This is a genomic window from Kocuria rhizophila DC2201 (assembly GCF_000010285.1).
Classification (GTDB): Bacteria; Actinomycetota; Actinomycetes; order Actinomycetales; family Micrococcaceae; genus Kocuria; species Kocuria rhizophila_A.
Map to the genome: position 1 here is coordinate 2,525,114 of NC_010617.1, position 21,698 is coordinate 2,546,811.

Consider the following 21,698-nt stretch of genomic DNA (forward strand, 5'->3'; position numbering starts at 1 on the left):
TGCAGGAGGGCGAACGGCGCTCTCCCTGAGCAGTACAAGGAGAACTCCACCATGCGATACGTACTTGCTTTCCATGCTGAGGAAACAGGCATCAGCACCGAGGAGCAGCCGTCGGCAGAGGAGATGGCCGAGATGCAGCAGTTGATGACCGACTTCGCCGACTCGCTCGAGGCTGCCGGGGTCATGGTGGCCGCCGAGATGCTCACCCCATCGCCGACTGCCTCGACGGTGACGCGACGCAATGGCAAGACTGTCATCGAGGATGGTCCCTTCGCGGCGACGAAAGAAGCACTGGCCGGTGTGTTCGTGATCGATGTTCCCGACCGCGAGGCGGCACTGGCGTGGGCAGAGCGGTTCCCTGGCGCGAGTTATGGAACAGTCGAGGTGCGTGCAGCGGGGGTTTCCTACGTCGATGGCAGCTGGCGCCAGTAGTCGCAGCAATGACGTCTCCTGACGTGGAGCAGGCGGTGGTTCTGACCCACGATGACTGGAGCAGGATCATCGCCTTGCTTTCTGTACGAGACGGCGATATCGCCGGTGCAGAGGATGCAGTAGCCGGTGCGGTTGAGCGCGCCCTTCATACCTGGCCCAGCAAGGGCATCCCGCAGAATCCCTCCGGGTGGATCTATCGCACTGCGCTGAACCTTCGACGCGATGTCTGGAAGTCCGCCGCGCACCGAACCAGCGTCGAGCTGAACTCGGAAGTACACGAAGCGCTACAACCCAGCATCAACGCAGAGCTCGATGAGCTCCCCGACAGCCGCCTCCAACTTCTCGCAGCCTGCGCACACCCCGACATCGATCCCGCCACTCGCCCACTGCTCATGCTGTCTGCAGTCCTCGGGCTCCCTACCCGACGTATCGCGGAAGGAATGATCCTGCCCGCCGCGACAGTGGCAGCGCGGCTGACCCGAGCGAAGAAGAAGATCGCCACGAATGGTCTTCAGATGCACGTGCCCGACCGGTCCGAACTGCATGCGTGCCTCTCGTCCATCCACGAAGCCATCTACGGAGTGTTCACCATCGAGTGGGCCAATGCGGCAACGGATCTGCGCGAAGACCTCGCTGGAGAAGCGGTCTATCTCTCTGAACTAGTTTCCACCCTCTGCCCCGATGATGGAGAGTCTCACGGACTTGCCGCTCTCATCCACCTGTCAGTGGCACGGTTCAACGCACGACGGAGCCCCAGCGGCGCGCTGGTGCCTCTCGACGATCAAGACCCAACCATGTGGAACGCAAGCCATCTGGCGAAGGGTGAATGGCATCTTCGTGAAGTCCACCGATGCGGAGAAATCGGCCGCTACGCCATCGAAGCGAGCATCCAAGCCCTCCACATGCAAGGTGTGCGCACTCGAAAACCAAACTGGCATGCCCTACTACGGCAACACGACCACCTTCTACGGATCGCCCCCTCGTTAGGAGCACGAGTTTCCAGAGCCGCAACTCTTCAGCATGCGGAAGGAGGAGCCGCGGCCCTGGCCGCCCTCAGCAGCCTCCCAAAAGCAGCGGAGAGCTACCAACCCGCATGGGTCTTGCGAAGCCATCTCTACCGCGCCATGGGGAGAAACCAAGACGCCATCTCGACACTAGAGCGAGCCATGACTCTGACCACAATCACCAGTGAACACGAGCACTTAGCGAAGCTGCTCACTCGATGGAAACAACGCGCGTAGCGCGCAGCGTGCCGCACACAGCGTCTTGGCGTGCCTGTCATCTCACGACTCTCGTCGCCAGATAGAAAGCACACCCCTACGGGCAAGCCAGATCAGATGTCACCTATCCGTGCAGAGGCCACGATCTCCTGGTCGAGCCGGAACGCCGCCGCGTAGGGCTCGATCTCGTGGCACACCTCCACCGCCGGGTTCACAGCATCCGGAGCGGTGCCGGTAAGAACGGCCCCATCCGCGAGTAGCATCGCAGCAGCCCCGCGCTGGTCGCCCTGAGGAAAGCGAACTTCAATCAGATTCAGACAGGCGTTGACGGTTTCATCCAGTTGCTCTCGCTTCATACTGGAACTCTAGGCTGGCGCCAGGACACCTTTGCGGTACCCGCGTGAGCGCGTTCCTGGACACCCGGAATCCCCGCCAATATCGTGGTCATCACGACGAACCGGTCACCGGGGCGTTGTCTGCCGGAGGCCCTACTGGGGCCTCCGCGCTTAGGTGAGGCACCCACTTGCGTGCGGTCTGGTCCGTCCGCTTCCGGTTCCGGTTCCGGTTCCGGTTCCACGTGCATACACCCATGCGCGACGACGCACTGCACGCCACGCCCTCTGCCCGGTCATGTCGTCAGACACCTACGCAGAAGCACCCAGGTGCGCCGCGAAGTAGTCCTCGATCCTCCGCCACGCGTGCTCGCGGTCCTCTCGGGTGCCCCCGAAACCCGCCACGTGCCACAGCGAAGCCAGGGCGGCAGGTCCCGGCATCGAGTCGTTGAGAAAGGCGTGCCCCGCGCTCGGGTACTCCTGGATGTCGTACCCCACCGAGGCGGCGTCGAGCTTTGCCTCCAGCTTCTGCGCCGCACCCCGGTTCTGCAGGTCCCGCGCACCGTAGGAACCCACCGCCGGGCAGGCGTGGCCCACGTCCTCGGGGACGGTTCCATAGTTCACGCTCGCCACGGCGTAGCGGTCCCGGTCGCAGGTCAGCAGCGCGAAGCCCCCGCCCATGCAGAAGCCGATGATGCCCACGGCTTCGGTGGTCTCCGGCTGGGCGAGCAGCCACTGCCGGCTGGTCTCGATGTCCACCAGCGCCTTGCCCGTGCCCGTCATCAGGGAACGCATCGTGGCAACCAGGCACCGCCGCGCCCCGCCGTCCGAGTACAGGTCCGGACGACGATCTCGTATCCCCACCCGGCAATGCGGCCGGGGTTCATTCATGCCCCGGAGGGCTCAGCCCCGGAACGCCCCCGCCAGGTTCCGCGCCCCGGAAGCCAGCAGGGCGACGTCGGCGCCCACGTTCACGAAGTCCGCGCCCGCGGCGAGGTAGTCCCGCGCCTGGTCCTGCGCGAACGCGTTGACGCCCACGAACTTGCCCGCCGCCTGCACCGCGGTGATCACGTGCTTCACGGCGGCGACGACGTCCGGGTGGGTCTGCTGCCCGATCAGCCCCATGGAGGCGGCGAGGTCCGAGGGGCCCACGAACACGCCGTCCACCCCGTCCACCGCGGCGATCTCCTCGATGCCCGCCACGGCGGCGGCAGACTCCGCCTGCACCACAAGGGTGATGGTCTCCCGGGCCCGCGGCAGGTAGCCAGGGATCCCGCCCCAGCGCCCGGAACGCGCCAGTGCCGCACCCACGCCGCGCACGCCCGCGGACGGGTACGCCACGGACCGGGCTGCGGCCTCCGCCTCGGCCACGGAGTCCACCATGGGCACGATCAGCGACTGCACCCCGAGGTCCAGGTACTGCTTGATGATGACCTCGTCGTTGTCCGGCACCCGCACCACGGACAGGGTGGGGTACCCGGCGATCGCGCGCAGCTGCGCCTGGATGGACTCCAGGGACAGGGGCGAGTGCTCGCCGTCCACCAGGAGGTAGTCGAAGCCCGCACTCGCGCAGATCTCCGCCGCGGTCGGATCACCGGAGGACAGGAAAATACCCGTGACCGGGTCCTCCGGTGTGCGCGGCAGCGCGAAGAGGTCCTTGAGGCTCGGCAGCACGCCCGGCAGGTTGGCGGCGCCCTCAGCGCGGAAGGTGTGGATCAGCTCGTTCACTCGAAGCGACACGTGATGGCTCCCAATTCTCCGTAGTCCGCGTGGACGGTGTCCCCAGGGTGCACCCACATAGGCTTGGTGAAGGACCCGGCCAGCACGATGCTCCCGGCCTCCAGCGCGTCCCCGTGCGCGGCCAGCTTGTTGGCGAGCCACGCCACGCCGTTCGCGGGGTGGTTGAGCACGGCCGCGGCCACGCCCGTGTCCTCCAGGGTCTCGTTGCGGTACAGCAGCGCGGAGACCCACCGCAGGTCCACGGCGTCCGGAGCCACGGGGTTGCCGCCGTAGACCATCCCGCCGAGGGCGGCATTGTCCGAGATGGTGTCCACGATCGTGCGGCCCTCCATCTGGACCCTCGAGCTGAGGATCTCCAGCGCCGGCACCACGTACTCGGTGGCCCGCAGCACGTCGAAGATGCTCGTGTGCGGCCCGCGCAGCTCGTCCCTGAGCACGAACGCGAGCTCCACCTCGATCCGCACGTTCGAGTACTGCCCGTGCTCGATCACCGAGCCGTTCTCGTGCACCTGGTCCGCGAAGATCGCCCCGTAGTCCGGTTCCGTGATCCCCGTGGCCTCCTGCATGACCTTCGAGGTCAGCCCGATCTTCCGGCCCACGAGCCGCCGCCCGGCCTCCTGCGCGCGCCGGCGCCACTCGTTCTGCACCGCGTAGGAGTCCTCCACGGTCATCTCCGGGTAGCGCAGCGTGAGCCGCTCGATCATCGTGCGGTTCGCCTCCGCGGCGGCCAGTTCGTCCGCGATGGCCACCACGCGTTCGTGCTCCAGCATGTCCTTGCCTTTCGGTTGGTCCGTGCGCCGTGCCCGCAGGGGACGACGACGCCGCTGCGCCGGTGTCCCAACGCTCCGTCACCCGGGTGCCCCACAGGGCCGGGTGCCGCTCCCCGGAAAGGGTGCGAGCGGCGTCGTCGTCCGCTCGGCGTGAGCCGCACCCGCCGCCGCCGGGGCGTGCGGGCGCGGCTCACGCGCGGGAGGAGCGGGTCAGAGCTGGTGACCCATCTTGTACTCGCCCTTCTTCCAGTCCGGCATGGACTCCTCGCCCTCGGAGGGGCGGGTGTAGGAGAAGCCGTCCGCGCCGATGGTCACGGCGAGCTCGGAGTCGTCCGTGCGGGAGACGACCTCCTGCGGGTTGCCGTCCAGGTCCAGCACCAGGGACGCCTCCGTGTACCAGGAGGGGACCACGGGGGTGCCCCACCAGTCGCGGCGCTGGTTGTCGTGGACGTCCCACGTGACCACGGGGTTGTCCGGGTCACCGGTGTAGTAGTCCTGCGTGTAGATCTCCACGCGGTGCCCGTCCGGGTCCCGCAGGTAGAGGTAGAACGCGTTGGACACGCCGTGGCGGCCGGGGCCGCGCTCGATCCTGTCCGACTGGCGCAGCGCACCGAGCTTGTCGCAGATGGCCAGGATGTTGTGCTTCTCGTGGGTCGCGAAGGCCACGTGGTGCATGCGGGGCCCGTCGCCGCCGGTCATGGCGGTGTCGTGCACGGTGGGCTTGCGGCGCATCCACGCGGCGTACACCGTGCCCTGCTCGTCCTGGATGTCCTCGGTCACGCGGAAGCCCAGGTCCTGCATGAACTTGGTGGCGCGGGGCACGTCCGGGGTGACCTGGTTGAAGTGGTCCAGGCGCACCAGGGCGCCCGGGGTGTAGAGGTCGTAGCGCCACGCGAGGCGCTCCACGTGCTCCACGTCGTAGAAGAACTCGTACGGGAAGCCCAGCGGGTCCTCCACGCGCACCGACTCTCCGATGCCCTTGGTGAAGCCCTCCGCACGGCGCTCCACGCGGCAACCGAGCTCCTCGTAGAAGGCCACGGCCTTGTCGAGGTCCTCGGGGGTGCGCACGCGGTAGGAGAACGCGGCCACGGCGGCCACGGGACCCTGGCGCAGCACCAGGTTGTGGTGGATGAACTCCTCGATCGAGCGCAGGTAGACGGTGTTCTCGTCCTCCTCCGTGACCGTGAGCCCCAGCACGTCCACGTAGAACTCGCGGGAGGCCGCGAGGTCCGTGACCACGAGCTCCATGTACGCGCAGCGCAGGATGTCCGGCGCGGGCACGGAGGGGGTCTTGATGGGGTTGTCGGTGGTGATCGGGGCTTCCTGCGAAACATAGAAGCCCGAGGACGTCATCGTCCGGTCAGCGGGATTCGTCATGGTGTGTCCTTCGTGGTGAGAGTGCCTCGTGATGACAGTGAAAGGGTCGTGGGGTTCTGGCGCCGCCCCGCCGCGGACCGTGCGGCCCGCGGCGGCGGGCGCGGCGTGGGAGTGCTGCGTGGGCGGGGCTCAGCCGTCCGTCTTGGCGGCGGCGTCCTCCTGCTTGCCGAACACCGGGTTGTGCACCTCGCCCAGGTTGATGTGCACGGCCTGCTGGTCCGTGTAGAAGTCGATCGAGCGGTAGCCGCCCTCGTGGCCCAGCCCGGAGGCCTTCACACCGCCGAACGGGGTGCGCAGGTCGCGCACGTTGTTGGAGTTCAGCCACACCATGCCCGCCTCCACGTTCTGCGCGAAGTTGTGAGCACGCTTGAGGTCGCTGGTCCAGATGTAGGCCGCCAGGCCGTACTTGGTGTTGTTCGCGAGCTCCAGGGCCTCCTCCTCCGTGTCGAACGGGGTGATGGCCACCACCGGACCGAAGATCTCCTCCTGGAAGATCCGGGCGTCCGGCTTGACGTCCACGAACACCGTGGGCGCCACGTAGTTGCCGGTCTCGAAGCCCTCGGGGCGGCCGCCACCGGCCACCAGGCGGGCCTCCTGCTTGCCGATCTCCACGTAGGACATGACCTTCTCGTAGTGCTCCGGGTGCACCAGGGCGCCCACCTCGGTGGACGGGTCCGAGGGCAGACCCACCTTCACCCGCTTGGCCTGCGCGGCGTAGCGCTCCACGAACTCGTCGTAGATCCCGCGCTGCACCAGGATGCGCGAGCCCGCGGTGCAGCGTTCGCCGTTGAGGGAGAACACCCCGAAAATCGTGGCGTTGATCGCGGCCTCGAGGTCCGCGTCCTCGAAGACCACGGCCGGGGACTTGCCGCCCAGCTCCATGGACAGGCCCTTGAGGTACGGGGCGGCGTTGCCGAAGATGATCTGGCCCGTGCGGGACTCGCCCGTGAAGGAGATCAGGGGCACGTCCGGGTGCTTGACCAGGGAGTCACCGGCGTAGCCCTCCTCGCCGAAGCCGTTGACCAGGTTGAACACACCGGCGGGCACGCCGGCCTCCTCGAAGATCCCCGGCCATAGGGAGGCGGAGAGCGGGGTGAACTCCGCGGGCTTGAGCACCACGCAGTTGCCGGTGGCCAGGGCGGGGCCCAGCTTCCAGGACTCGAGCATGAACGGGGTGTTCCACGGGGTGATCAGACCGGCCACGCCGATGGGCTTGCGGTTCACGTAGTTCACCTGGCGCCCGGGGACTTTGTAGGCGTCGTCGATCTGGGCGACGATCAGGTCCGCGAAGAAGCGGAAGTTCTCCGCCGCGCGGCGCGCCTGGCCCAGGGCCTGGGTGATGGGCAGCCCGGAGTCGTAGGACTCCATGGCGGCCAGCTGGTCACCGCGGGACTCCACGATGTCCGCGATCTTGTGCAGGATCCGGGAGCGCTCGCGCGGGAGCATCTTGGGCCAGGGGCCCTCCTCGAACGCCTTCTTGGCGGCGGCCACGGCGGCCTCGATGTCCGCCTTCTTGCCGGAGGCGGCCGTGATGTAGGGCTCGTTGGTCACGGGGTTGAGCACGTCGAACGTGTCCCCGTCGATCGAGTCCACCCACTCGCCGTTGATGTAGTGGCGGATGGAATCGGGAAGGTTCTCGGGCTTGGTGTCCTGCAGAGCGGCCATGGGATGACTCCTCGTATCAGTGGATTCGGTGGGTTGTCTCACGTGGTGCGCCGCTGCGCCGCACCACGGTCCTCGCGGCTGCTGAGGTAGCTGGCGAGGGTCGCGGCGCGGTGCTGGCGGACGGCACGCTCCACGGCGTCCGCCGGGGCGTGGGTCTCGATGAGGTGGAGGATGTGGTGGTGCTCGTTCACCGAGGCGCGGGCGCGCTCCGGGACGAACGAGAACGTGGAGGTCCGCAGGTGGTTGAGGCGTTCCCACTCCACCGTGACCAGGTCGTTGAGGCGCTCGTTGGGGCACCGGCACGCGAGCACGCGGTGGAACTCGTGGTTGGTCTCCGTGAACGTCTGCGGGTCGAAGTTCTTCAGCGAGGCCTCCATGGAGGCGTTGAGCTCCCGCGCGTGGGCGAGGTCCTCGGCGGTGATGTGCGCCGCGGACAGTGCGGTGGCCGCGCCCTCCAGCACCGCGAGGGTCTCCATGCTGTAGGTGTACTGCTCGCCGTCGACCATGGAGACCCGTGCGCCCACGTTGCGCTCGAACGTCACCAGGCCCTCGGCCTCGAGCCGCCGGATGGCCTCGCGCACCGGCACCACGGACATGCTCAGCGTCTCGGCGATGCTCGCGAGCACCAGGCGGTAGCCCGGGGAGAACGCCTGGGACATGATCTGGGCCTTGATCCAGTCGTACGCGCGCTGCGCCTTGGAGGGTGCGGCATTCGCGGTCAGGGGCATGTGGTCCTCGGTTCGGTTCGGAGGGCTCGGGGGTCAGGCGCGGATCACTCGGAGGGCAGCGGGTTCTCGGCGAGCCACTGCTGGAACTTCTGCTTCCACTCGCCGGTGGGCGGGAACAGCCCGTCCACCGGGTGCCCCTCGGCCACGCGCTCGGCCACCCAGGCGTCCTCGTGCTCCTTGGCCAGGGCGTCCTGGGCCACCTCCTCGGCGAGCTCGCGCGGGATCACGACGACGCCGTCGTCGTCCCCCACGACCACGTCACCCGGGAGCACCGTGACGTTGCCGCAGGCCACGGCCACGTCCGACTCCCACGGCACGTGCCGCCGGCCGAGCACGGCCGGGTTGGGGCCCTTGCAGAACACGGGCAGCCCGATCTCCTGCACCGCGGCGTAGTCCCGCACGCCGCCGTCCGTGACCACACCGGCCGCGCCGTTGTGGCGGGCGCGCAGCGCGAGGACGTCACCGAGGGTCGCGGACCCGGTCTCCCCGCGCGCCTCGATCACGATCACCTCGCCCTCGCCCACGGCGTCGAACGCGCGCTTCTGGGCGTTGTAGCCACCGCCGTGGCTCTTGAAGAGGTCCTCGCGGTTGGGCACGAAGCGCAGGGTCTTGGCGGTGCCCACCAGCTTGGTGCCGGGGGTCTGCGGGAAGACGTCCGCGACCACCACGTTGTTCAGCCCGCGCTTGCGCAGCTGGGCGGAGAGCCCCGCAGTGGGGGCCTTGTCGAGCTTCGCGCGCAGGGCGGGGCTCAGCGCGTGCTCCGCCCCCTGTTCGGGCAGGCCCGCGGACTCGCGCGAGCCCCACGCCTCCTCGCGCTGGGTGTCGTTCACGGCGGGCATCGCGCCCAGGCCCTCGTCGAAGCGCTCGTGGCCCTCGGTCACGCGGCTGAGCAGGCGGCCGGACGACGGCGCTCCGGCCGCGGTCGGCGCGTCCACCTCCACCTCCACGACGTCCCCGGGCTGCGCGACGGAGGAACCGGCGGGGGTGCCCGTGAGGATCACGTCCCCCTCCTCCAGGGTCACGTGCTGGGAGAGGTCCGCCACGAACTGGGCGAGCGGGAAGATCATGTTCTCGGGGGCCGTGTTGTCCTCCTGGACCACCTGGCCGTTGAGCCACGTGCGCACGCGCAGCTGCTCCGGCGAGACCTCGCGGGCGTCGATGAGGGAGGGGCCCAGGGAGGTGTAGCCGTCCCGGCCCTTGTTGCGCAGGTTGGAGCCCTTGTCCGCGGCGCGCAGGTCGTAGAGGCCCCAGTCGTTCGAGGCTGTGACTGCCGCCACATGGTTCCAGGCGTCCTCGAGGGACACGTTGCGGGCGGGCGAGCCGATCACCAGGGCGATCTCCCCCTCGAAGGCAAGCAGCTCGGTCCCGGCGGGGCGCTCCACGGCGGCACCGGACCCGGCCAGGGAGCTCGTGGGCTTGAGGAAGTAGGAAGGCACCGCGGGCTTGCGGCCGCGCTGGGCGGCGCGGGACTCGTAGGCCACGTGGACGGCGATGATCTTGCCGGGCCGCACCGGGACGGGCTGCACCTCACCGGCTCCGACGGACGGGTTCTGAGCGTTCTGCGGGTTCTCGGTCACGGCGAGGGCCTCCTCGGATCATCAGAATGTTATTCGAAATCGTATATTATCCTGAGGGGGTGGGCAAGTGGTCCCGCTCACACCATTGTGCGCGGGGAAGCCAGGAAAGTCCCGCAGGCAAACCCTCGTGGACCCCGAGCGCTGCGACACGCATCCACCGTTCTCCCCGGTGGGGCCCGCGAGACCAGGGTCGACGCGCCGCGGAACCCGGCCGAGAGCGGAGCCTCCGAGAGCGACGGCCGGAGCGGCGTCGTGCCGGGCACCGTGACCCCTGTTACCCCGGCCACACATCGTATATGATCTGGATTACACCCTGAACTCCACCGACTCCCCGCGGAGCGAGCAACGTGGCTCCTCCCGGACAGGGCCTGCCGGCCCACCCCATCGCAGAACGCAGGAGAAGGCATGCTCTTTCACCAGAACGGATACGTCTCCGAGGATCCCCGGATCGAGGAGGCGCGCGGTCACGGGATCGACCGCCCGGAGGACCTCCCGGACACCATGGACGTGCTCATCGTGGGCTCCGGCCCGGCCGGTGTGATCGCCGCGGCCCAGCTGTCCCAGTACCCGGAGGTGAGCACCCGGCTGATCGAGCGCCGCCCGGGCCGCCTGGAGATCGGCCAGGCGGACGGCATCCAGGCCCGCAGCGTGGAGACCTTCCAGTCTTTCGGCTTCGCCCAGGAGATCATCCAGGAGGCGTTCATGCTCCGCGAGATGTGCTTCTGGAACCCGGACCCCACCAACCCGCAGAACATCGTGCGCACGGGCCGCCCCGCGGACGACCCCCACGGCGTCTCCGAGTTCCCGCACATGATCGTGAACCAGGCGCGCGTGATGGACTACTTCCTGCGCTCCGCCAAGCGCGGCCCCGGGAGGATCGAGCCGGACTACGGCATCGAGTTCGTGGGCCTGGAGATCAACCAGGACCACGAGCATCCCGTAGCCGTGACCGTGCGCTACGCCGCCGGACCCCGCGAGGGCGAGGAGCGCACCGTACGCGCCAAGTACGTGTTCGGCTGCGACGGCGCGGCCTCACGGGTGCGCAAGTCCATCGGCCGCAAGCTCGAGGGCCAGGGCGCCAACCACGCGTGGGGCGTCATGGACGTGCTGGCCAACACCGACTTCCCGGACATCCGCACCAAGTGCGCGATCAACTCCGTGAACGGCTCCATCCTGCTGATCCCCCGCGAGGGCGGCCTGCTGTTCCGCATGTACGTGGACCTGGGCGAGGTGCCCGAGGACGACAACCACGAGATCCGCAAGACCCCCGTGGAGGAGGTCATCCGCCGGGCCAACCAGATCATCCACCCCTACAGCGTGGACGTGAAGTCCGTGGCGTGGTCCTCCGTGTACGAGGTGGGCCACCGCCTCACGGACCACTTCGACGACGTCGACACCGAGGACCGCGGCACCCGCTGCCCCCGCGTGTTCATTGCCGGGGACGCCTGCCACACCCACTCCGCGAAGGCCGGCCAGGGCATGAACGTGTCCATGCAGGACGGCTGGAACCTGGGCTGGAAGCTCGGCGCGGTGCTCTCGGGCCGCGCGGACGCCTCCCTCCTGGACACCTACTCCGAGGAGCGGCAGGTGATCGCCAAGAACCTCATCGACTTCGACCGCGAGTGGTCCATGCTCATGGCCACCCCGCAGGACAAGCTCCCGGACCCCAAGTACCTGGAGGAGTTCTACGTGAAGACGGCCGAGTTCCCGGCCGGTTTCATGACCGAGTACCGGCCCTCGCTGATCGTGGCGGGCACCGAGCACCAGGACCTCGCCAAGGGCTTCCCGGTGGGCAAGCGCTTCAAGTCCGCCGAGGTCCAGCGCGTGTGCGATGCCATGGTGGTGCACCAGGGCCACGAGGCCACCGCGGACGGGCGCTGGCGCATCCACGTGTACGCCGACGCCGCCGTGGCCGGGGCGGACTCCCCCACCACCGCGTTCGCGCAGTGGCTGCACAACGACCCCACCTCCCCGCTCGTGGCGTTCCGCCGCGAGGGCGACGGCGAGGCCACCCTGTTCGACGTGGACGTCACCTACCAGCAGCCCTACGACCAGGTGGACATCAACGCCGTCCCGCGCGCCTTCAAGCCGCAGGTGGGCCCGTTCGAGCTGAACTACTGGGAGCGCGTGTACGCCGTGATCCCCGGCAACGACATCTTCGAGCAGCGCACCATCAGCCGTGACGGCGCCGTGGTGGTGGTCCGCCCGGACCACTACGTGGCCGCAGTCCTGCCGCTGGACGCCACCGCCGAGCTCGCGGAGTTCTTCAGCGGGTTCCTCCGCAGGGACTGAGACCCGGACACGACGCCGCCGCGCCCTCCCCGGGGAGGGCGTGGCGGCGTCGTGCGTGGCGGGTGGCCCGTCAGCGGGAGATGACCACGCTGGCCTCCGAGGTGTTGACCCGGAAGGTCAGGGTCTCGCGCAGGTAGAGCTCCACGGTCTCCGCGGTGTGGGACGTGTACCCGATCGCGGCGTCCTGGCCCAGGTGCAGCTCGTAGTCGCCACCGCGCGCGGAGACCAGCAGGGCGTCGTCGAGCGCGGGGGCCCAGATGATCGAGCCCTCCCCCAGGATGCGGGAGACGTGCTCGTGCACGGGGTAGCCGTGGTCGGTGGTCTCCGTGACCTCGGTGTAGAGCTCCGCGGGCAGCAGCAGGTTGTAGGGGCCCGCCACCCCCGCGAGGCGCAGCTCGGTCTTGGCCTTGGCCACGGCGTTGGGGAACTCGCGCACGTCCTGCGGCAGGCTCAGCCGCTCGTTGTCGCTGGCCGGGGCGATGCCCTGGATCCCGGCGGAGTCCGAGCCGTAGAACACCGTGCGGTCCTCGGCGGACGCGAGCGCCACGGCGGCGTCCTTGACGGGCTGCCAGTCCGGGTCCGCCGCGCCGCGCTCCACGTCGTCGATGTCAGAGCGCTTGAGCGTGAACGGCGCGCGCAGCTCCACCACACGCACCACGTGGCGCTGCAGGGCCTCCACGCCAGGGGTGTCCGCGGCCACGCGGCTCACGTGTCCCGTGCCCAGGGCGGAGAACTCGGCGCCGGCCGGTTCCGGCATGTCCACCGTGCGGCGGGCCGCGGCACGGGCCGCGAAGGTTCGGCGGGCCTCGTCGCCCATGTCCGCCCACGCGGCGGAGGAGATCGGTGCGAGGTCCCGGTGCAGGTTGTTCATGCTCAACTCCTTGACTCGGTGTTCTTGAGGCTGCCGATACCCAGCGAGCCGTCGGCGGGGGCGGCAACCGAGGCGGTGCCGTCGTCCGGGGTGGTCTCCGCGGTGGCAGAGGGGCGGGCCGCGACGGCGGAGGGGTCGTCCAGGAAGGAGCGCGGCGGCGCGAAGAACAGCCCGCCCGTCATGGCCGTGGAGAAGTCCAGGATGCGGTCGTAGGTGCCCGGCGGGTCCCCCACCACCATGTTCTCCAGCATGGTCTCGGTGACCGCGGGGTCCGCGGCGTAGCCGATGAAGTACGTGCCGAACTCGGCGGAACCCACCCGACCGAAGGGCATGTTGTCGCGCACGATCTCGCGCTTGCGGCCGTCCACGGGGTCGAGGTCGTTGAGGGCCACGTGCGAGTTGGCGGGCTTCTGCGCGTCGGACATCTCGATGTCCTCGAGCTTGGAGCGCCCGATCACCCGCTCCTGCTCACCCACGGACAGCGCCTCCCACGCGGTCATGTCGTGCAGGTACTTCTGCACCAGAACGTAGCTGCCGCCGCGGTAGTCGGGGTCCTCGCCCCCCACCAGGGCGGCGGTGCAGGCGTCCTCGCCCTCCGGGTTGGCGGTGCCGTCCACGAAGCCCAGCAGGTCCCGCTCCTCGAAGAACTTGAAGCCGTGCACCTCGTCCTCCACGTGCACGTGCGGGCCCAGGCGCGTCATGAGGTGCTTGGCCAGCTCGAAGCACACGTCCTGCGTGCCCGCCCGCAGGTGGATGAGCAGGTCGCCGGGGGTCGCCGGTGCGGAGTGCACGTCCCCGTGGAACTCGCGGAACGGGTGGAGGTCCCTGGGAAGGGGCGCATCGAAGAGCCGCCCCCAGGCGTCGTGGCCCACGCCCACCACGCACAGCAGGTTGCTGGTGGGCACGCGGAAAGAGACGGCCTTGGTGAGGTCCGAGACCTCCGTGAGCACGTCCGCCACCTCGGCCTCGGCGCCCTCGTTGACAGTGAGGACCAGGAACAGGGCCGCTTTGGCCGGTGAGGCCACGATCTTCTGGGTGGGCATGGTGTCTCCGTGGGTGGGGGCTGCCGTCTCAGGCCTGTGCGTCCACACTATCCCCCGGGGTTGCTCAGTGCATGGCCCCGAAGTCGATGCACAGCACGCCCCCCACGATCAGCGAGAGCCCCAGGCACATGAGCCAGGTGAGCGGTTCCTTGAAGAACACGCGGCTGATGACGGCGGTGATCGCCACTCCCGTGGCGGACCAGATCCCGTACGCCACACCCAGCGGGACACCGTGGCTCAGCACCACGGCCAGAAGCCAGAACGCCAGGACGTAGCCCACGGTGGCACCCACCCACCAGACCTTCCGGCCCGCACTGGCCAGGCGGAGGGACACGGTGCCGACGACCTCGCACAGGATGGCCGAGGCCAGGGACAGAGCGGCGAAGGCGGTCATCGGATCTCCTCCGTGGTGAGGGTGTTCTGCTTCTTGAGGGCCAGCTGGGAGCCGAGCTCCACCGTGAGGACACCGGCGATCACCAGCACGATGCCCAGACCCATGACCGGGGTGATGGGCTCGTTGAATATCACCAGGGACAGCACGGCCGTGGCGGCCACCCCGGTGGCACCCCAGATCCCGTACCCCACGCCCAGGCTCATGCCGTTGCGCAGGGCCGCGAACAGCCCCACGAACGCCCCGAGGTATCCCAGCACCACGATCACGTAGAACTGCGGTGCGTCCATGGCGGCCTTGAGCGAGAGCGATCCGGAGACCTCCAGCACAATCGCGGCCACCAGGTACAGCCACTTCTTCATCGGCCCGCTTCCTTCTCGATCAGCTCCAGCGCGACGCCTGCCACCGCCGAGCGGCGTGAGGCGTCCAGGTCCAGCAGCCCCAGTGAGCGGTCGATCCACGCCCCGTCCGCCATCAGCCGGGCGGCCACGAGGGCCGGTGCGTCCAGCTCCCCGAACCACGAGGACATGCGCGCGGACCACAGTGCCGCGAGCTTCTCCCGCAGGCGCAGGTCCGCCACGAGGGCCACGTCCGCGACGTCCATCTCCCCCAGCAGGGTGAGCTCCACGTAGGCGCGCAGCCGGTCCACGGGTTCGGCCCCGTCCCCGGTGCGGGCCGCGAGCTCCTCCTCCCAGCCGTCCAGGAGGTGCTCCGTGACGGCCACGGTGAGGGTCTCCTTGGTGGGGAAGTGGTGCACCACCCCGGGTTTGGTGATGCCGACGGCACGGGCCACGGCATCGATGGTGAGGGCGCCCCCGGAGCGCAGCACCTCCAGCGCGCTGTCCAGGATCTCGGTCTTGGTTGTCACAGCGATGAGCCTACCATACGTATGGTAGGTAAAAGTCCACGCGGCGTTCAGTGGCTCTTCACAGATGAGGGTGTAGCTGTGGTGCGACCTGGGGCGGCGCGTCGGTGTCGGGGTGAGGGTCGAGGTCTTCCGATGATGGGAGTTCTCACACAACCCGTCCGGAAGACCTCGACGTGCCTGACGCTACCTTCACGCGCCCTGACCTGACTACCTTCACCCGCCTCGACGGCCTCGGTCTGGAGGTCACCGGCCAGCTGCTCGAGCCTGACCGGTCCGTGCTGGCGTGCCGGGTCGTGGAGCCGGACGACTGGTGCAGGCGGTGCGGCTGCCAGGGCGTGCCCCGTGACACGGTGAGCAGGGAGTTGGCGCACGAGCCGTTCGGGTGGCGCCCTACCACGCTGGTGCTCACCGTGCGCCGCTACCGCTGCAAGGAGTGCTCGCACGTGTGGCGTCAGGACACCACCGCTGCGGCGCCGCCGCGGGCCAAGATCTCCCGCGCCGGCCTGCGGCGGGGTCTGGTCGGGATCGTCGTCGGCCACCTGTCGATGGCCCGAGTTGCCGAAGGACTGGGCGTGGCGTGGAACACCGCCAACGACGCGGTCCTGGCTGAGGGCCGGCGTCTGCTCATCGAGGACCCGACCCGCCTGGACGGTGTCAAGGTCGTCGGGGTCGATGAGCACGTGTGGCGGCACACCCGGCGCGGTGACAAGTACGTCACCGTGATCATCGACCTCACCCCCGGTCCGGGACGGCACCGGGCCCTCACGCCTGCTGGACGTGGTCGAAGGTCGGTCGAAGAAGGCGTTCAAGGACTGGCTGGCCGAGCGGGACCAGGCTTGGCGCGATGGGATCGAGGTCGTGGCCATGGATGGGTTCGCGGGCTTCAAGACCGCCACCACCGAGGAGCTGCCGGACGCCGTCACGGTTATGGATCCCTTCCACGTCATCCGGTTGGCCGGGGACGCTCTCGATGAGTGCCGCCGCCGAGTCCAGCAGGAACTGCACGGACACCGCGGACGCAAGGGCGACCCGCTCTACACCGCGCGGCGGACCCTGCACACCGGGGCTGACCTGCTCACCGACCGCCAGCACGAGCGCCTTGACAAGCTCTTCGCTGGGGACCGGCACGTGCAAGTCGAGTGCACCTGGGGGATCTACCAGCGCATGATCTCCGCCTACCGTCACCCCGACCGGGCAGCCGGCCGCGTCGAGATGAGCTCCGTGATCGACGCCCTCGCCGACAGTGTGCCTGAGGCGTTGGTAGAACTGCGCAAGCTCGGCCACACCCTGACCAGACGCGCCTGCGACGTCCTGGCCTACTTCGACCGGCCGCGCACGAGCAACGGACCTACCGAAGCCGTGAACGGTCGCCTCGAGCACCTGCGTGGCCTGGCCCTCGGCTTCCGCAACCTCACCAACTACATAGCCCGCGCACTCCTCGAAGCCGGCAGATTCAGACCACACCTACACCCCGAATTGTGAAGAGCCCGTTCAGTCAGGTCAGGTGGCACAGACGGTCGATCGGCGTGTGCTGAGACCCGTTCACAGCCCCCGGAACAGCTCCACGACCTCCGCCGCCCTGGTCTCCCGGCAGGCCGCCGCGCCCGTGCCCGCCCACAGGTTCAGCCCCTCGGGGTCCGCGGACGACGCCGCCCGCAGCGGTGCGGTCATGTAGTGCACCTGGGGGTAGCCGGTCACCTCGTGCGCCGCCATCCGGTCCGTGAAGCCGTTGCGCAGCGCTCGGGCCGCCCGCCCGGAGAACGCGCGGGTCACCACGGTCTCCGTGTGGGTGCCGTCCAGCAGGGCCTCCCGGTGAGCGGGCTTGGTGCCGGCCTCCACCGCGGTGAGGAACAGCGTGCCCACCTGCACGGCCGCAGCACCCCGCGCGAGGAGGGCAGCGGCGTCGTCCCGGCCCGCGATCCCGCCCGCGGCGACGAGGGGAAGGTCGGTCAGCTCCCGTGCGGCGCCGAGGAGAGCGGCCATGGTGATCTCCTCCGGCTGCCCTGCCTGCCCGTGGGTTGCGCGGTGCCCTCCCGCCTCGACGCCCTGCACCACGATCGCGTCCGGGCGCAGCCGGGCCGCGGCCGTCACCTCCTCCGGGGAGGTCGCGTTGAGCACGACGGCGCTGCCCGCGTTCCGCAACCGGGCGACGTCGTCCGCGGTGGGCAGGCCGAACGTGAACGAGACGAGCGGGACGGGGTGGACCGTGAGGTGGTCGAGTTTCGCGGGGTACTCGTCGTCCACGTACGCGCCCGGCTCCGGGGCGGGCACGCCCAGCTCGGCGGCCACCGGCGCCAGGGCGCGGGCGTAGGCGGCGAGCGCCGCGGGGTCCGACGGGTCCCGCTCGGGGACGAACAGGTTCACGCCGAAGCGGTCCGTGTGCGCCGCGACGTCGCGGACCTCCTCCGCCATCGCCTCGGTGCTCTTGTACCCGGCGGCAAGCATGCCCAGCCCACCGGCGCGCGCGACGGCCACGGCGAGCGCGGGCGTGGACGGCCCGCCCGCCATGGGCGCCTGCACCACGGGCACGGGCAGGGTGGTCAGGGGGTTGGTCATGGTGTCTCCTTACACTGGCAGGCGTGTCCGCATCCCATGATCCCCGCCAGGCCCCCGTTCCGTCCTCCTCCCCCTCCGGGAACGACGACGCCGCCCGCCCCGTCATCAAGGTCACCGGCGTGGTCCTGCGCCGCGCCTCGGACGGCTGCGTGCTGACCGTGCGCAAGCGCGGAACCAGCATGTTCATGTTCCCCGGCGGGAAACCGGAGGCGGGCGAGACCCCCGAGGAGACCGGGATCCGCGAGGTGCGCGAGGAACTGGGGATCGAGCTGTCCGCCGCGGAGCTGGAACCGGTGGGCGAGTGGCACAGCGACGCCGCCAACGAACCCGGTCACGGGCTGCACAGCCACGTGTTCATCAGCACCGTGGCGCTGACACAGACCCCGGTGCCGGCCGCGGAGATCGAGGAGCTGCGGTGGCAGCCCTTGGATGACATGGAGGACGTCGAGGACCTCGCCCCGCTGGCGCGCTGGTACGCGCTGCCGACGGTGCGGGGGACGCAGAGCTAGCTGATCCCCGGGGTGGCCCGGGTCTCGTGCGGACGCGAGATCTGGTCCGAGTTCTCCAGCATCCGCACGCGAGCCTTGCGGTTCACGATCTGAATGGCCGTGCCGACCGTGGCAAACACGGCGGTGTATGCCACGTAATACCACCCGAACTGGCGGTCCGGAACGATCAGGGTGAGGAGTGCCGCGAACCCCAGGAAGACGAAGAAGTAGAGCAGCCACGTCATAACCGTCCGCCACGCTGTGTGGGGATAGTACGGATCCGCCCTCAGGATCTCCTGCCGCCGGGGTTGGGACTCGCCCGAGTCGCCCACTGGTGCGCCTTTCGCAGACCTCCGTCCGCCATGGCGTGCCTCGAAGGCGTTCGGTTCGCTCGTGGACATCGCTGCCGCACCCGCTCGGGTCGTTCCACCGGGAATCTCCCGGCCTTCCACCGTCTCAGACAGCACAGGCCCGGACAATGACCCTTCGGCCACTCTCCCCCGCCGTGCGACCGGGGTGAGACGACGCATGGGGCCGGCCGTGCGGCGTCGTCGGCTGGACGGCGCCAGCGGCTTCGGAAGCGGCGCGCGAGAGTCGATCAGGCCGCGGGCGTATCGTCCCGCCGCGCCGCCCGGCGCACCTGCAGCGCGCCCAGGAAGCCGAGCAGGATGAACCCGGTGGCGATCACGAGAGCCCACTGGGTGGCGTGCGTGAAGCCGGTGGAGAGGGCGTCGATCACGTGCTGCGTCTCCGGCCCGAGGGGGTGCTGCTCCGCCTGCGCCTGCAGCTGCGGGATCATGCCGCCCGCGGACTGGCGGGTGGCCTCCGCGAGCTGGTCCGCCTGGGCGGCGTCGAGCCCGGTGGCGTCCAGTGCTGCGGGCAGGGTGAGGCTCATGGACACGGACAGCGCGGCGCCCGCGAACGCCGTGCCCAGCGCCGAGCCGACCTGGCGGACGGTGCTCTGCGTCGCGGAGGCCTGCCCCGACGACGCCACGGGCACGTCCCGCAGCACGGTGCCGGTCAGCTGCGCGGACGCGAGCCCCAGGCCCACGCCGTAGACCACGAGCGGCAGCGCCACGAGCCACGCGGCGGTGCCCGGGCCCATGACCAGGGCGAGCACCACCACGCCCACCACCTCGAGCCCCAGGCCGATCAGCACGGTCCCGGGCGCCCCGAACTTCGCGGCGAGGTGCCGGGCGGACGCGCCCGAGATGAACGCGCCGATGGCCATGGCCGCGAGCACCAGCCCGGACTGCATGATGTTCAGGCCCAGCACGTTGGTGAGGTACAGGGGGAGCACGAAGATGATCGCGAACTCGCCCACGGCCACCATGGCGGCGGCCAGGTTGCCCCACGAGAACGTGCGCACCTGGAAGAGACCGAGGTCCAGCAGTGCCGAGCGGCGCACCTTCGCGCGGTGGCGCTCCCACACCCCGAACAGGGCGAGCGCCACGAGCCCCACCACGAGCGCGATCGCCACGATGGACACCGGCGCCGTGGCGGGCCACACCCACCCGAAGATCGAGAAGTCCGCCGTGGGGGTGAGCCAGCCGATGGCCGGGCCCTCGATGATCGCGAACACCAGCGCGCCGAACGCAATGGCGCTGAGCATGGCACCGTCCACGTCCGCACCGCGTTCGCGCACGTCGCTGCGGGTGTTGGTGATGCTGCTCCACCCCACCACCGCGATGATCGCCGCGAGCGGCAGGTTCACCAGGAAGATCCAGTGCCACGACGCCCAGTGGGTCAGCGCGCCGCCCACCAGCGGGCCGATCGCCGCCGCGCCGGACATCACCGCGCCCCACACGCCGAACGCCGGGCCGCGGTACTTCCCGCGGAACAGCGCGTTCACCGTGGACAGCGTGGACGGCATGATGAACGCCGCACCGAGCGCCTGCACCGCGCGGGACGCGATGAGCGCCCCCGCCGTGCCGGACAGGGCCGCCAGCAGACTGCCCCCGGCGAAGACCACGAGCCCCACCATGAACATGGTCTTGCGTCCCCAGCGGTCCGCGAGCTTGCCCGTGGACAGCAGCAGCGCCGCGAGCAGCACCGCGTAGAGGCTGTTGACCCACTGCGCGTCCGTGAGGTTCAGCCCCAGGTCCTGGATGATCGCGGGCAGGGCGACCCCCACGATCGTGCCGTCCAGCACGATCATCCCGAGCCCGGCGGCGAGCGCCCCGAGGGCCACCCAGTCCCTGCGGCTCGGGGCGTCCGCGGTGGCGACGCCGCTGGGGTGCGTGTCCGTCGCTGGTGTCGATGCCATGCTCGCGCCTTCCGCAGAGGGTCCGTTCCCACCCTGGCCCCGGCCGGTGGCCGGCTGGGACGGGCGAGTGTTCTCGCGGGAAGACTATCCGCTCACCGTGTGAACGTGCAGGGACCGGTGGCGGACGTCGTGATCGTCGTGTGCCTACCGCTCACGGGAGGCGGGACGTCAGGTCCGGCGCATGACCGTGGCGGAGTCCACGGTGACGTCGCCGCACCCGGTCCCGGCGGCGTCGTCGTCCGTGAGGCCCGGGAGGGTGACGTCCCAGAACGGCGTGGGCCCCGCGATCCCCAGCTCCTGGCGCGGCACGGCGTGGGTGTCCTGGGTGGGATCGTCCACGGGGGCGCGCAGCAGGGTGGCGGTGGCCCAGCCGTGGGTGAGGAGGTAGTGGTCGCTCTCGGGTTCCTCCGGACCGGTCTCCGCGCTGTAGGTCACCGCGATGTGCTTCTCGTCCCCGCGCCCGATCTGCGCCTGGACCGCGCCGAAGCTCGCGAGCCGGGCGGGCTTGAGCCCGCGCAGCCGATCCGGGGACACGTCCGGGACGTTGACGTTGAGAATCCACTCGTCGAACGGGCGCTGCTCCCAGCGCTCCAGGGCGTAGCGGGTGACCAGCAGGGCCGTGTCCCAGTGCTGGGGGGCACCGGAGGTGATGGACACCGCGATCCCCGGAATCCCGTGGGACGCGCCCGTGAGCACCGCACCCACGGTGCCCGAGTGCAGGGTGGCCTTGCCCGTGTTCGCCCCCAGGTTCACGCCGGAGAGGATCATGTCCGGGCGCTGCCCGAAGGCGCCGTAGGAGGCCAGGAACGCGATCAGCGCGGGGGCGGCCTTCACCCCCACGCATTCCACGTCCTCGGGCATCTCCGGCGGGCTGGCGGGGACCAGGGCGATCTTCCCGTCGACCTCCTCGCCGGACAGGGACGCGCTGGCACCCGAGTACTCCTCCGCCGGCGCCGCCACCTTCACGGTGTGCCCCCGCTCCAGCGCCGCCCTCGCCAGGACCGCCAGCCCCGGGGACGAGATGCCGTCGTCGTTGGTCACCAGGATGTGCATGTGCACCATCGTGGCACGCGTCACGCACC

At 69.8% G+C, this 21,698-nt stretch carries 21 protein-coding genes and 1 pseudogene; 5 read left to right on the forward strand and 17 right to left on the reverse strand.

Annotated elements, in window-relative coordinates; all coding sequences use genetic code 11:
• Positions 1 to 51 precede the first annotated feature (51 nt).
• Positions 52 to 432, forward strand: a complete 381-nt coding sequence (locus tag KRH_RS10865; RefSeq protein ID WP_012399264.1) for a YciI family protein — start codon at positions 52 to 54, stop codon at positions 430 to 432.
• A 23-nt stretch (positions 433 to 455) separates the two neighbouring features.
• Entirely contained in the window at positions 456 to 1,673 is a 1,218-nt protein-coding gene (locus KRH_RS12140) for an RNA polymerase sigma factor (RefSeq protein ID WP_226905815.1), read from the forward strand.
• Positions 1,674 to 1,765: 92 nt separating this feature from the next.
• Here the strand turns inward: KRH_RS12140 and KRH_RS11845 are convergent, their stop codons facing one another.
• From KRH_RS11845 to KRH_RS10910, 8 genes are all read right to left on the reverse strand, one after another.
• Positions 1,766 to 2,008, reverse strand: coding sequence for a hypothetical protein (locus tag KRH_RS11845; RefSeq protein ID WP_226905814.1), 243 nt, complete (start codon positions 2,006 to 2,008; stop codon positions 1,766 to 1,768).
• A 288-nt stretch (positions 2,009 to 2,296) separates the two neighbouring features.
• Positions 2,297 to 2,779, reverse strand: coding sequence for a dienelactone hydrolase family protein (locus KRH_RS10880; protein WP_231844720.1), 483 nt, complete (start codon positions 2,777 to 2,779; stop codon positions 2,297 to 2,299).
• Positions 2,780 to 2,887: 108 nt separating this feature from the next.
• On the reverse strand, positions 2,888 to 3,658 hold the full coding sequence (locus tag KRH_RS10885; RefSeq protein WP_012399268.1) for an HpcH/HpaI aldolase family protein: 771 nt from the start codon (positions 3,656 to 3,658) through the stop codon (positions 2,888 to 2,890).
• A 50-nt stretch (positions 3,659 to 3,708) separates the two neighbouring features.
• Complete coding sequence (gene hpaH / locus KRH_RS10890) at positions 3,709 to 4,494, reverse strand: 2-oxo-hept-4-ene-1,7-dioate hydratase (RefSeq protein ID WP_041297437.1); 786 nt, start codon at positions 4,492 to 4,494, stop codon at positions 3,709 to 3,711.
• Between the two features lie 210 nt (positions 4,495 to 4,704).
• A complete protein-coding gene (gene hpaD, locus KRH_RS10895; protein ID WP_012399270.1) occupies positions 4,705 to 5,871 on the reverse strand; it encodes a 3,4-dihydroxyphenylacetate 2,3-dioxygenase in 1,167 nt (388 codons plus the stop codon).
• A 129-nt stretch (positions 5,872 to 6,000) separates the two neighbouring features.
• Positions 6,001 to 7,536 (reverse strand): 5-carboxymethyl-2-hydroxymuconate semialdehyde dehydrogenase, encoded by a 1,536-nt coding sequence (gene hpaE / locus KRH_RS10900; protein WP_012399271.1) that lies wholly within the window; start codon positions 7,534 to 7,536, stop codon positions 6,001 to 6,003.
• 38 nt (positions 7,537 to 7,574) lie between these two features.
• Positions 7,575 to 8,264, reverse strand: a complete 690-nt coding sequence (locus tag KRH_RS10905; protein ID WP_012399272.1) for a GntR family transcriptional regulator — start codon at positions 8,262 to 8,264, stop codon at positions 7,575 to 7,577.
• A 44-nt stretch (positions 8,265 to 8,308) separates the two neighbouring features.
• Positions 8,309 to 9,841 (reverse strand): fumarylacetoacetate hydrolase family protein, encoded by a 1,533-nt coding sequence (locus KRH_RS10910; protein WP_012399273.1) that lies wholly within the window; start codon positions 9,839 to 9,841, stop codon positions 8,309 to 8,311.
• Positions 9,842 to 10,246: 405 nt separating this feature from the next.
• On the opposite strand from KRH_RS10910, the gene KRH_RS10915 reads away from it, so the two are divergent.
• Complete coding sequence (locus tag KRH_RS10915) at positions 10,247 to 12,133, forward strand: FAD-binding monooxygenase (RefSeq protein ID WP_012399274.1); 1,887 nt, start codon at positions 10,247 to 10,249, stop codon at positions 12,131 to 12,133.
• A gap of 70 nt (positions 12,134 to 12,203) precedes the next feature.
• On the opposite strand, the gene KRH_RS10920 is transcribed toward KRH_RS10915, so the two are convergent.
• The 5 genes from KRH_RS10920 to KRH_RS10940 form a co-directional block, all read right to left on the reverse strand.
• The gene (locus KRH_RS10920) at positions 12,204 to 13,004 is read right to left on the reverse strand and encodes a family 1 encapsulin nanocompartment shell protein (protein ID WP_012399275.1); all 801 of its coding nucleotides are present in this window, start codon (positions 13,002 to 13,004) and stop codon (positions 12,204 to 12,206) included.
• A gap of 2 nt (positions 13,005 to 13,006) precedes the next feature.
• On the reverse strand, positions 13,007 to 14,047 hold the full coding sequence (locus KRH_RS10925) for a Dyp-type peroxidase (protein WP_041297438.1): 1,041 nt from the start codon (positions 14,045 to 14,047) through the stop codon (positions 13,007 to 13,009).
• Positions 14,048 to 14,111: 64 nt separating this feature from the next.
• Positions 14,112 to 14,441: a DMT family transporter gene (locus KRH_RS10930; protein ID WP_012399277.1), complete on the reverse strand. Its 330-nt coding sequence runs from the start codon at positions 14,439 to 14,441 to the stop codon at positions 14,112 to 14,114.
• Positions 14,438 to 14,800 (reverse strand): DMT family transporter, encoded by a 363-nt coding sequence (locus tag KRH_RS10935; protein WP_012399278.1) that lies wholly within the window; start codon positions 14,798 to 14,800, stop codon positions 14,438 to 14,440. The genes KRH_RS10930 and KRH_RS10935 overlap by 4 nt, the downstream gene beginning before the upstream one ends.
• Positions 14,797 to 15,306, reverse strand: a complete 510-nt coding sequence (locus KRH_RS10940) for a TetR/AcrR family transcriptional regulator (protein ID WP_012399279.1) — start codon at positions 15,304 to 15,306, stop codon at positions 14,797 to 14,799. The genes KRH_RS10935 and KRH_RS10940 overlap by 4 nt, the downstream gene beginning before the upstream one ends.
• 173 nt (positions 15,307 to 15,479) lie before the next feature.
• Here KRH_RS10940 and KRH_RS10945 point away from each other — a divergent pair.
• Positions 15,480 to 16,788 (forward strand): annotated as a pseudogene (locus KRH_RS10945) (ISL3 family transposase).
• Between the two features lie 60 nt (positions 16,789 to 16,848).
• Here the strand turns inward: KRH_RS10945 and KRH_RS10950 are convergent.
• A complete protein-coding gene (locus KRH_RS10950) occupies positions 16,849 to 17,862 on the reverse strand; it encodes an NAD(P)H-dependent flavin oxidoreductase (RefSeq protein WP_012399282.1) in 1,014 nt (337 codons plus the stop codon).
• A 23-nt stretch (positions 17,863 to 17,885) separates the two neighbouring features.
• Here KRH_RS10950 and KRH_RS10955 point away from each other — a divergent pair, with 23 nt between their 5' ends.
• Positions 17,886 to 18,371: an NUDIX hydrolase gene (locus KRH_RS10955; RefSeq protein WP_012399283.1), complete on the forward strand. Its 486-nt coding sequence runs from the start codon at positions 17,886 to 17,888 to the stop codon at positions 18,369 to 18,371.
• On the opposite strand, the gene KRH_RS12725 is transcribed toward KRH_RS10955, so the two are convergent.
• The 3 genes from KRH_RS12725 to surE form a co-directional block, all read right to left on the reverse strand.
• Positions 18,368 to 18,595: a hypothetical protein gene (locus tag KRH_RS12725; protein ID WP_226905812.1), complete on the reverse strand. Its 228-nt coding sequence runs from the start codon at positions 18,593 to 18,595 to the stop codon at positions 18,368 to 18,370. The genes KRH_RS10955 and KRH_RS12725 overlap by 4 nt on opposite strands.
• Positions 18,596 to 18,948: 353 nt before the next feature.
• The gene (locus KRH_RS10965; protein WP_012399285.1) at positions 18,949 to 20,616 is read right to left on the reverse strand and encodes an MFS transporter; all 1,668 of its coding nucleotides are present in this window, start codon (positions 20,614 to 20,616) and stop codon (positions 18,949 to 18,951) included.
• Positions 20,617 to 20,784: 168 nt separating this feature from the next.
• Complete coding sequence (gene surE, locus KRH_RS10970) at positions 20,785 to 21,669, reverse strand: 5'/3'-nucleotidase SurE (protein WP_041297762.1); 885 nt, start codon at positions 21,667 to 21,669, stop codon at positions 20,785 to 20,787.
• Positions 21,670 to 21,698 lie beyond the last annotated feature (29 nt).

Bases quoted from the DNA above. Each gene is read 5' to 3' on its own strand.
- KRH_RS10965 (WP_012399285.1), bottom strand. From the start codon at position 20,616: ATGGCATCGACACCAGCGACGGACACGCACCCCAGCGGCGTCGCCACC.
- KRH_RS10920 (WP_012399275.1), bottom strand. From the start codon at position 13,004: ATGAACAACCTGCACCGGGACCTCGCACCGATCTCCTCCGCCGCGTGG.
- KRH_RS10865 (WP_012399264.1), top strand. From the start codon at position 52: ATGCGATACGTACTTGCTTTCCATGCTGAGGAAACAGGCATCAGCACC.
- KRH_RS10935 (WP_012399278.1), bottom strand. From the start codon at position 14,800: ATGAAGAAGTGGCTGTACCTGGTGGCCGCGATTGTGCTGGAGGTCTCC.
- hpaD (WP_012399270.1), bottom strand. From the start codon at position 5,871: ATGACGAATCCCGCTGACCGGACGATGACGTCCTCGGGCTTCTATGTT.
- KRH_RS12725 (WP_226905812.1), bottom strand. From the start codon at position 18,595: ATGACGTGGCTGCTCTACTTCTTCGTCTTCCTGGGGTTCGCGGCACTC.
- KRH_RS10950 (WP_012399282.1), bottom strand. From the start codon at position 17,862: ATGACCAACCCCCTGACCACCCTGCCCGTGCCCGTGGTGCAGGCGCCC.
- hpaE (WP_012399271.1), bottom strand. From the start codon at position 7,536: ATGGCCGCTCTGCAGGACACCAAGCCCGAGAACCTTCCCGATTCCATC.
- KRH_RS10880 (WP_231844720.1), bottom strand. From the start codon at position 2,779: ATGCGTTCCCTGATGACGGGCACGGGCAAGGCGCTGGTGGACATCGAG.
- KRH_RS10915 (WP_012399274.1), top strand. From the start codon at position 10,247: ATGCTCTTTCACCAGAACGGATACGTCTCCGAGGATCCCCGGATCGAG.
- KRH_RS10905 (WP_012399272.1), bottom strand. From the start codon at position 8,264: ATGCCCCTGACCGCGAATGCCGCACCCTCCAAGGCGCAGCGCGCGTAC.
- KRH_RS10930 (WP_012399277.1), bottom strand. From the start codon at position 14,441: ATGACCGCCTTCGCCGCTCTGTCCCTGGCCTCGGCCATCCTGTGCGAG.
- surE (WP_041297762.1), bottom strand. From the start codon at position 21,669: ATGCACATCCTGGTGACCAACGACGACGGCATCTCGTCCCCGGGGCTG.
- KRH_RS10925 (WP_041297438.1), bottom strand. From the start codon at position 14,047: ATGCCCACCCAGAAGATCGTGGCCTCACCGGCCAAAGCGGCCCTGTTC.
- hpaH (WP_041297437.1), bottom strand. From the start codon at position 4,494: ATGCTGGAGCACGAACGCGTGGTGGCCATCGCGGACGAACTGGCCGCC.
- KRH_RS11845 (WP_226905814.1), bottom strand. From the start codon at position 2,008: ATGAAGCGAGAGCAACTGGATGAAACCGTCAACGCCTGTCTGAATCTG.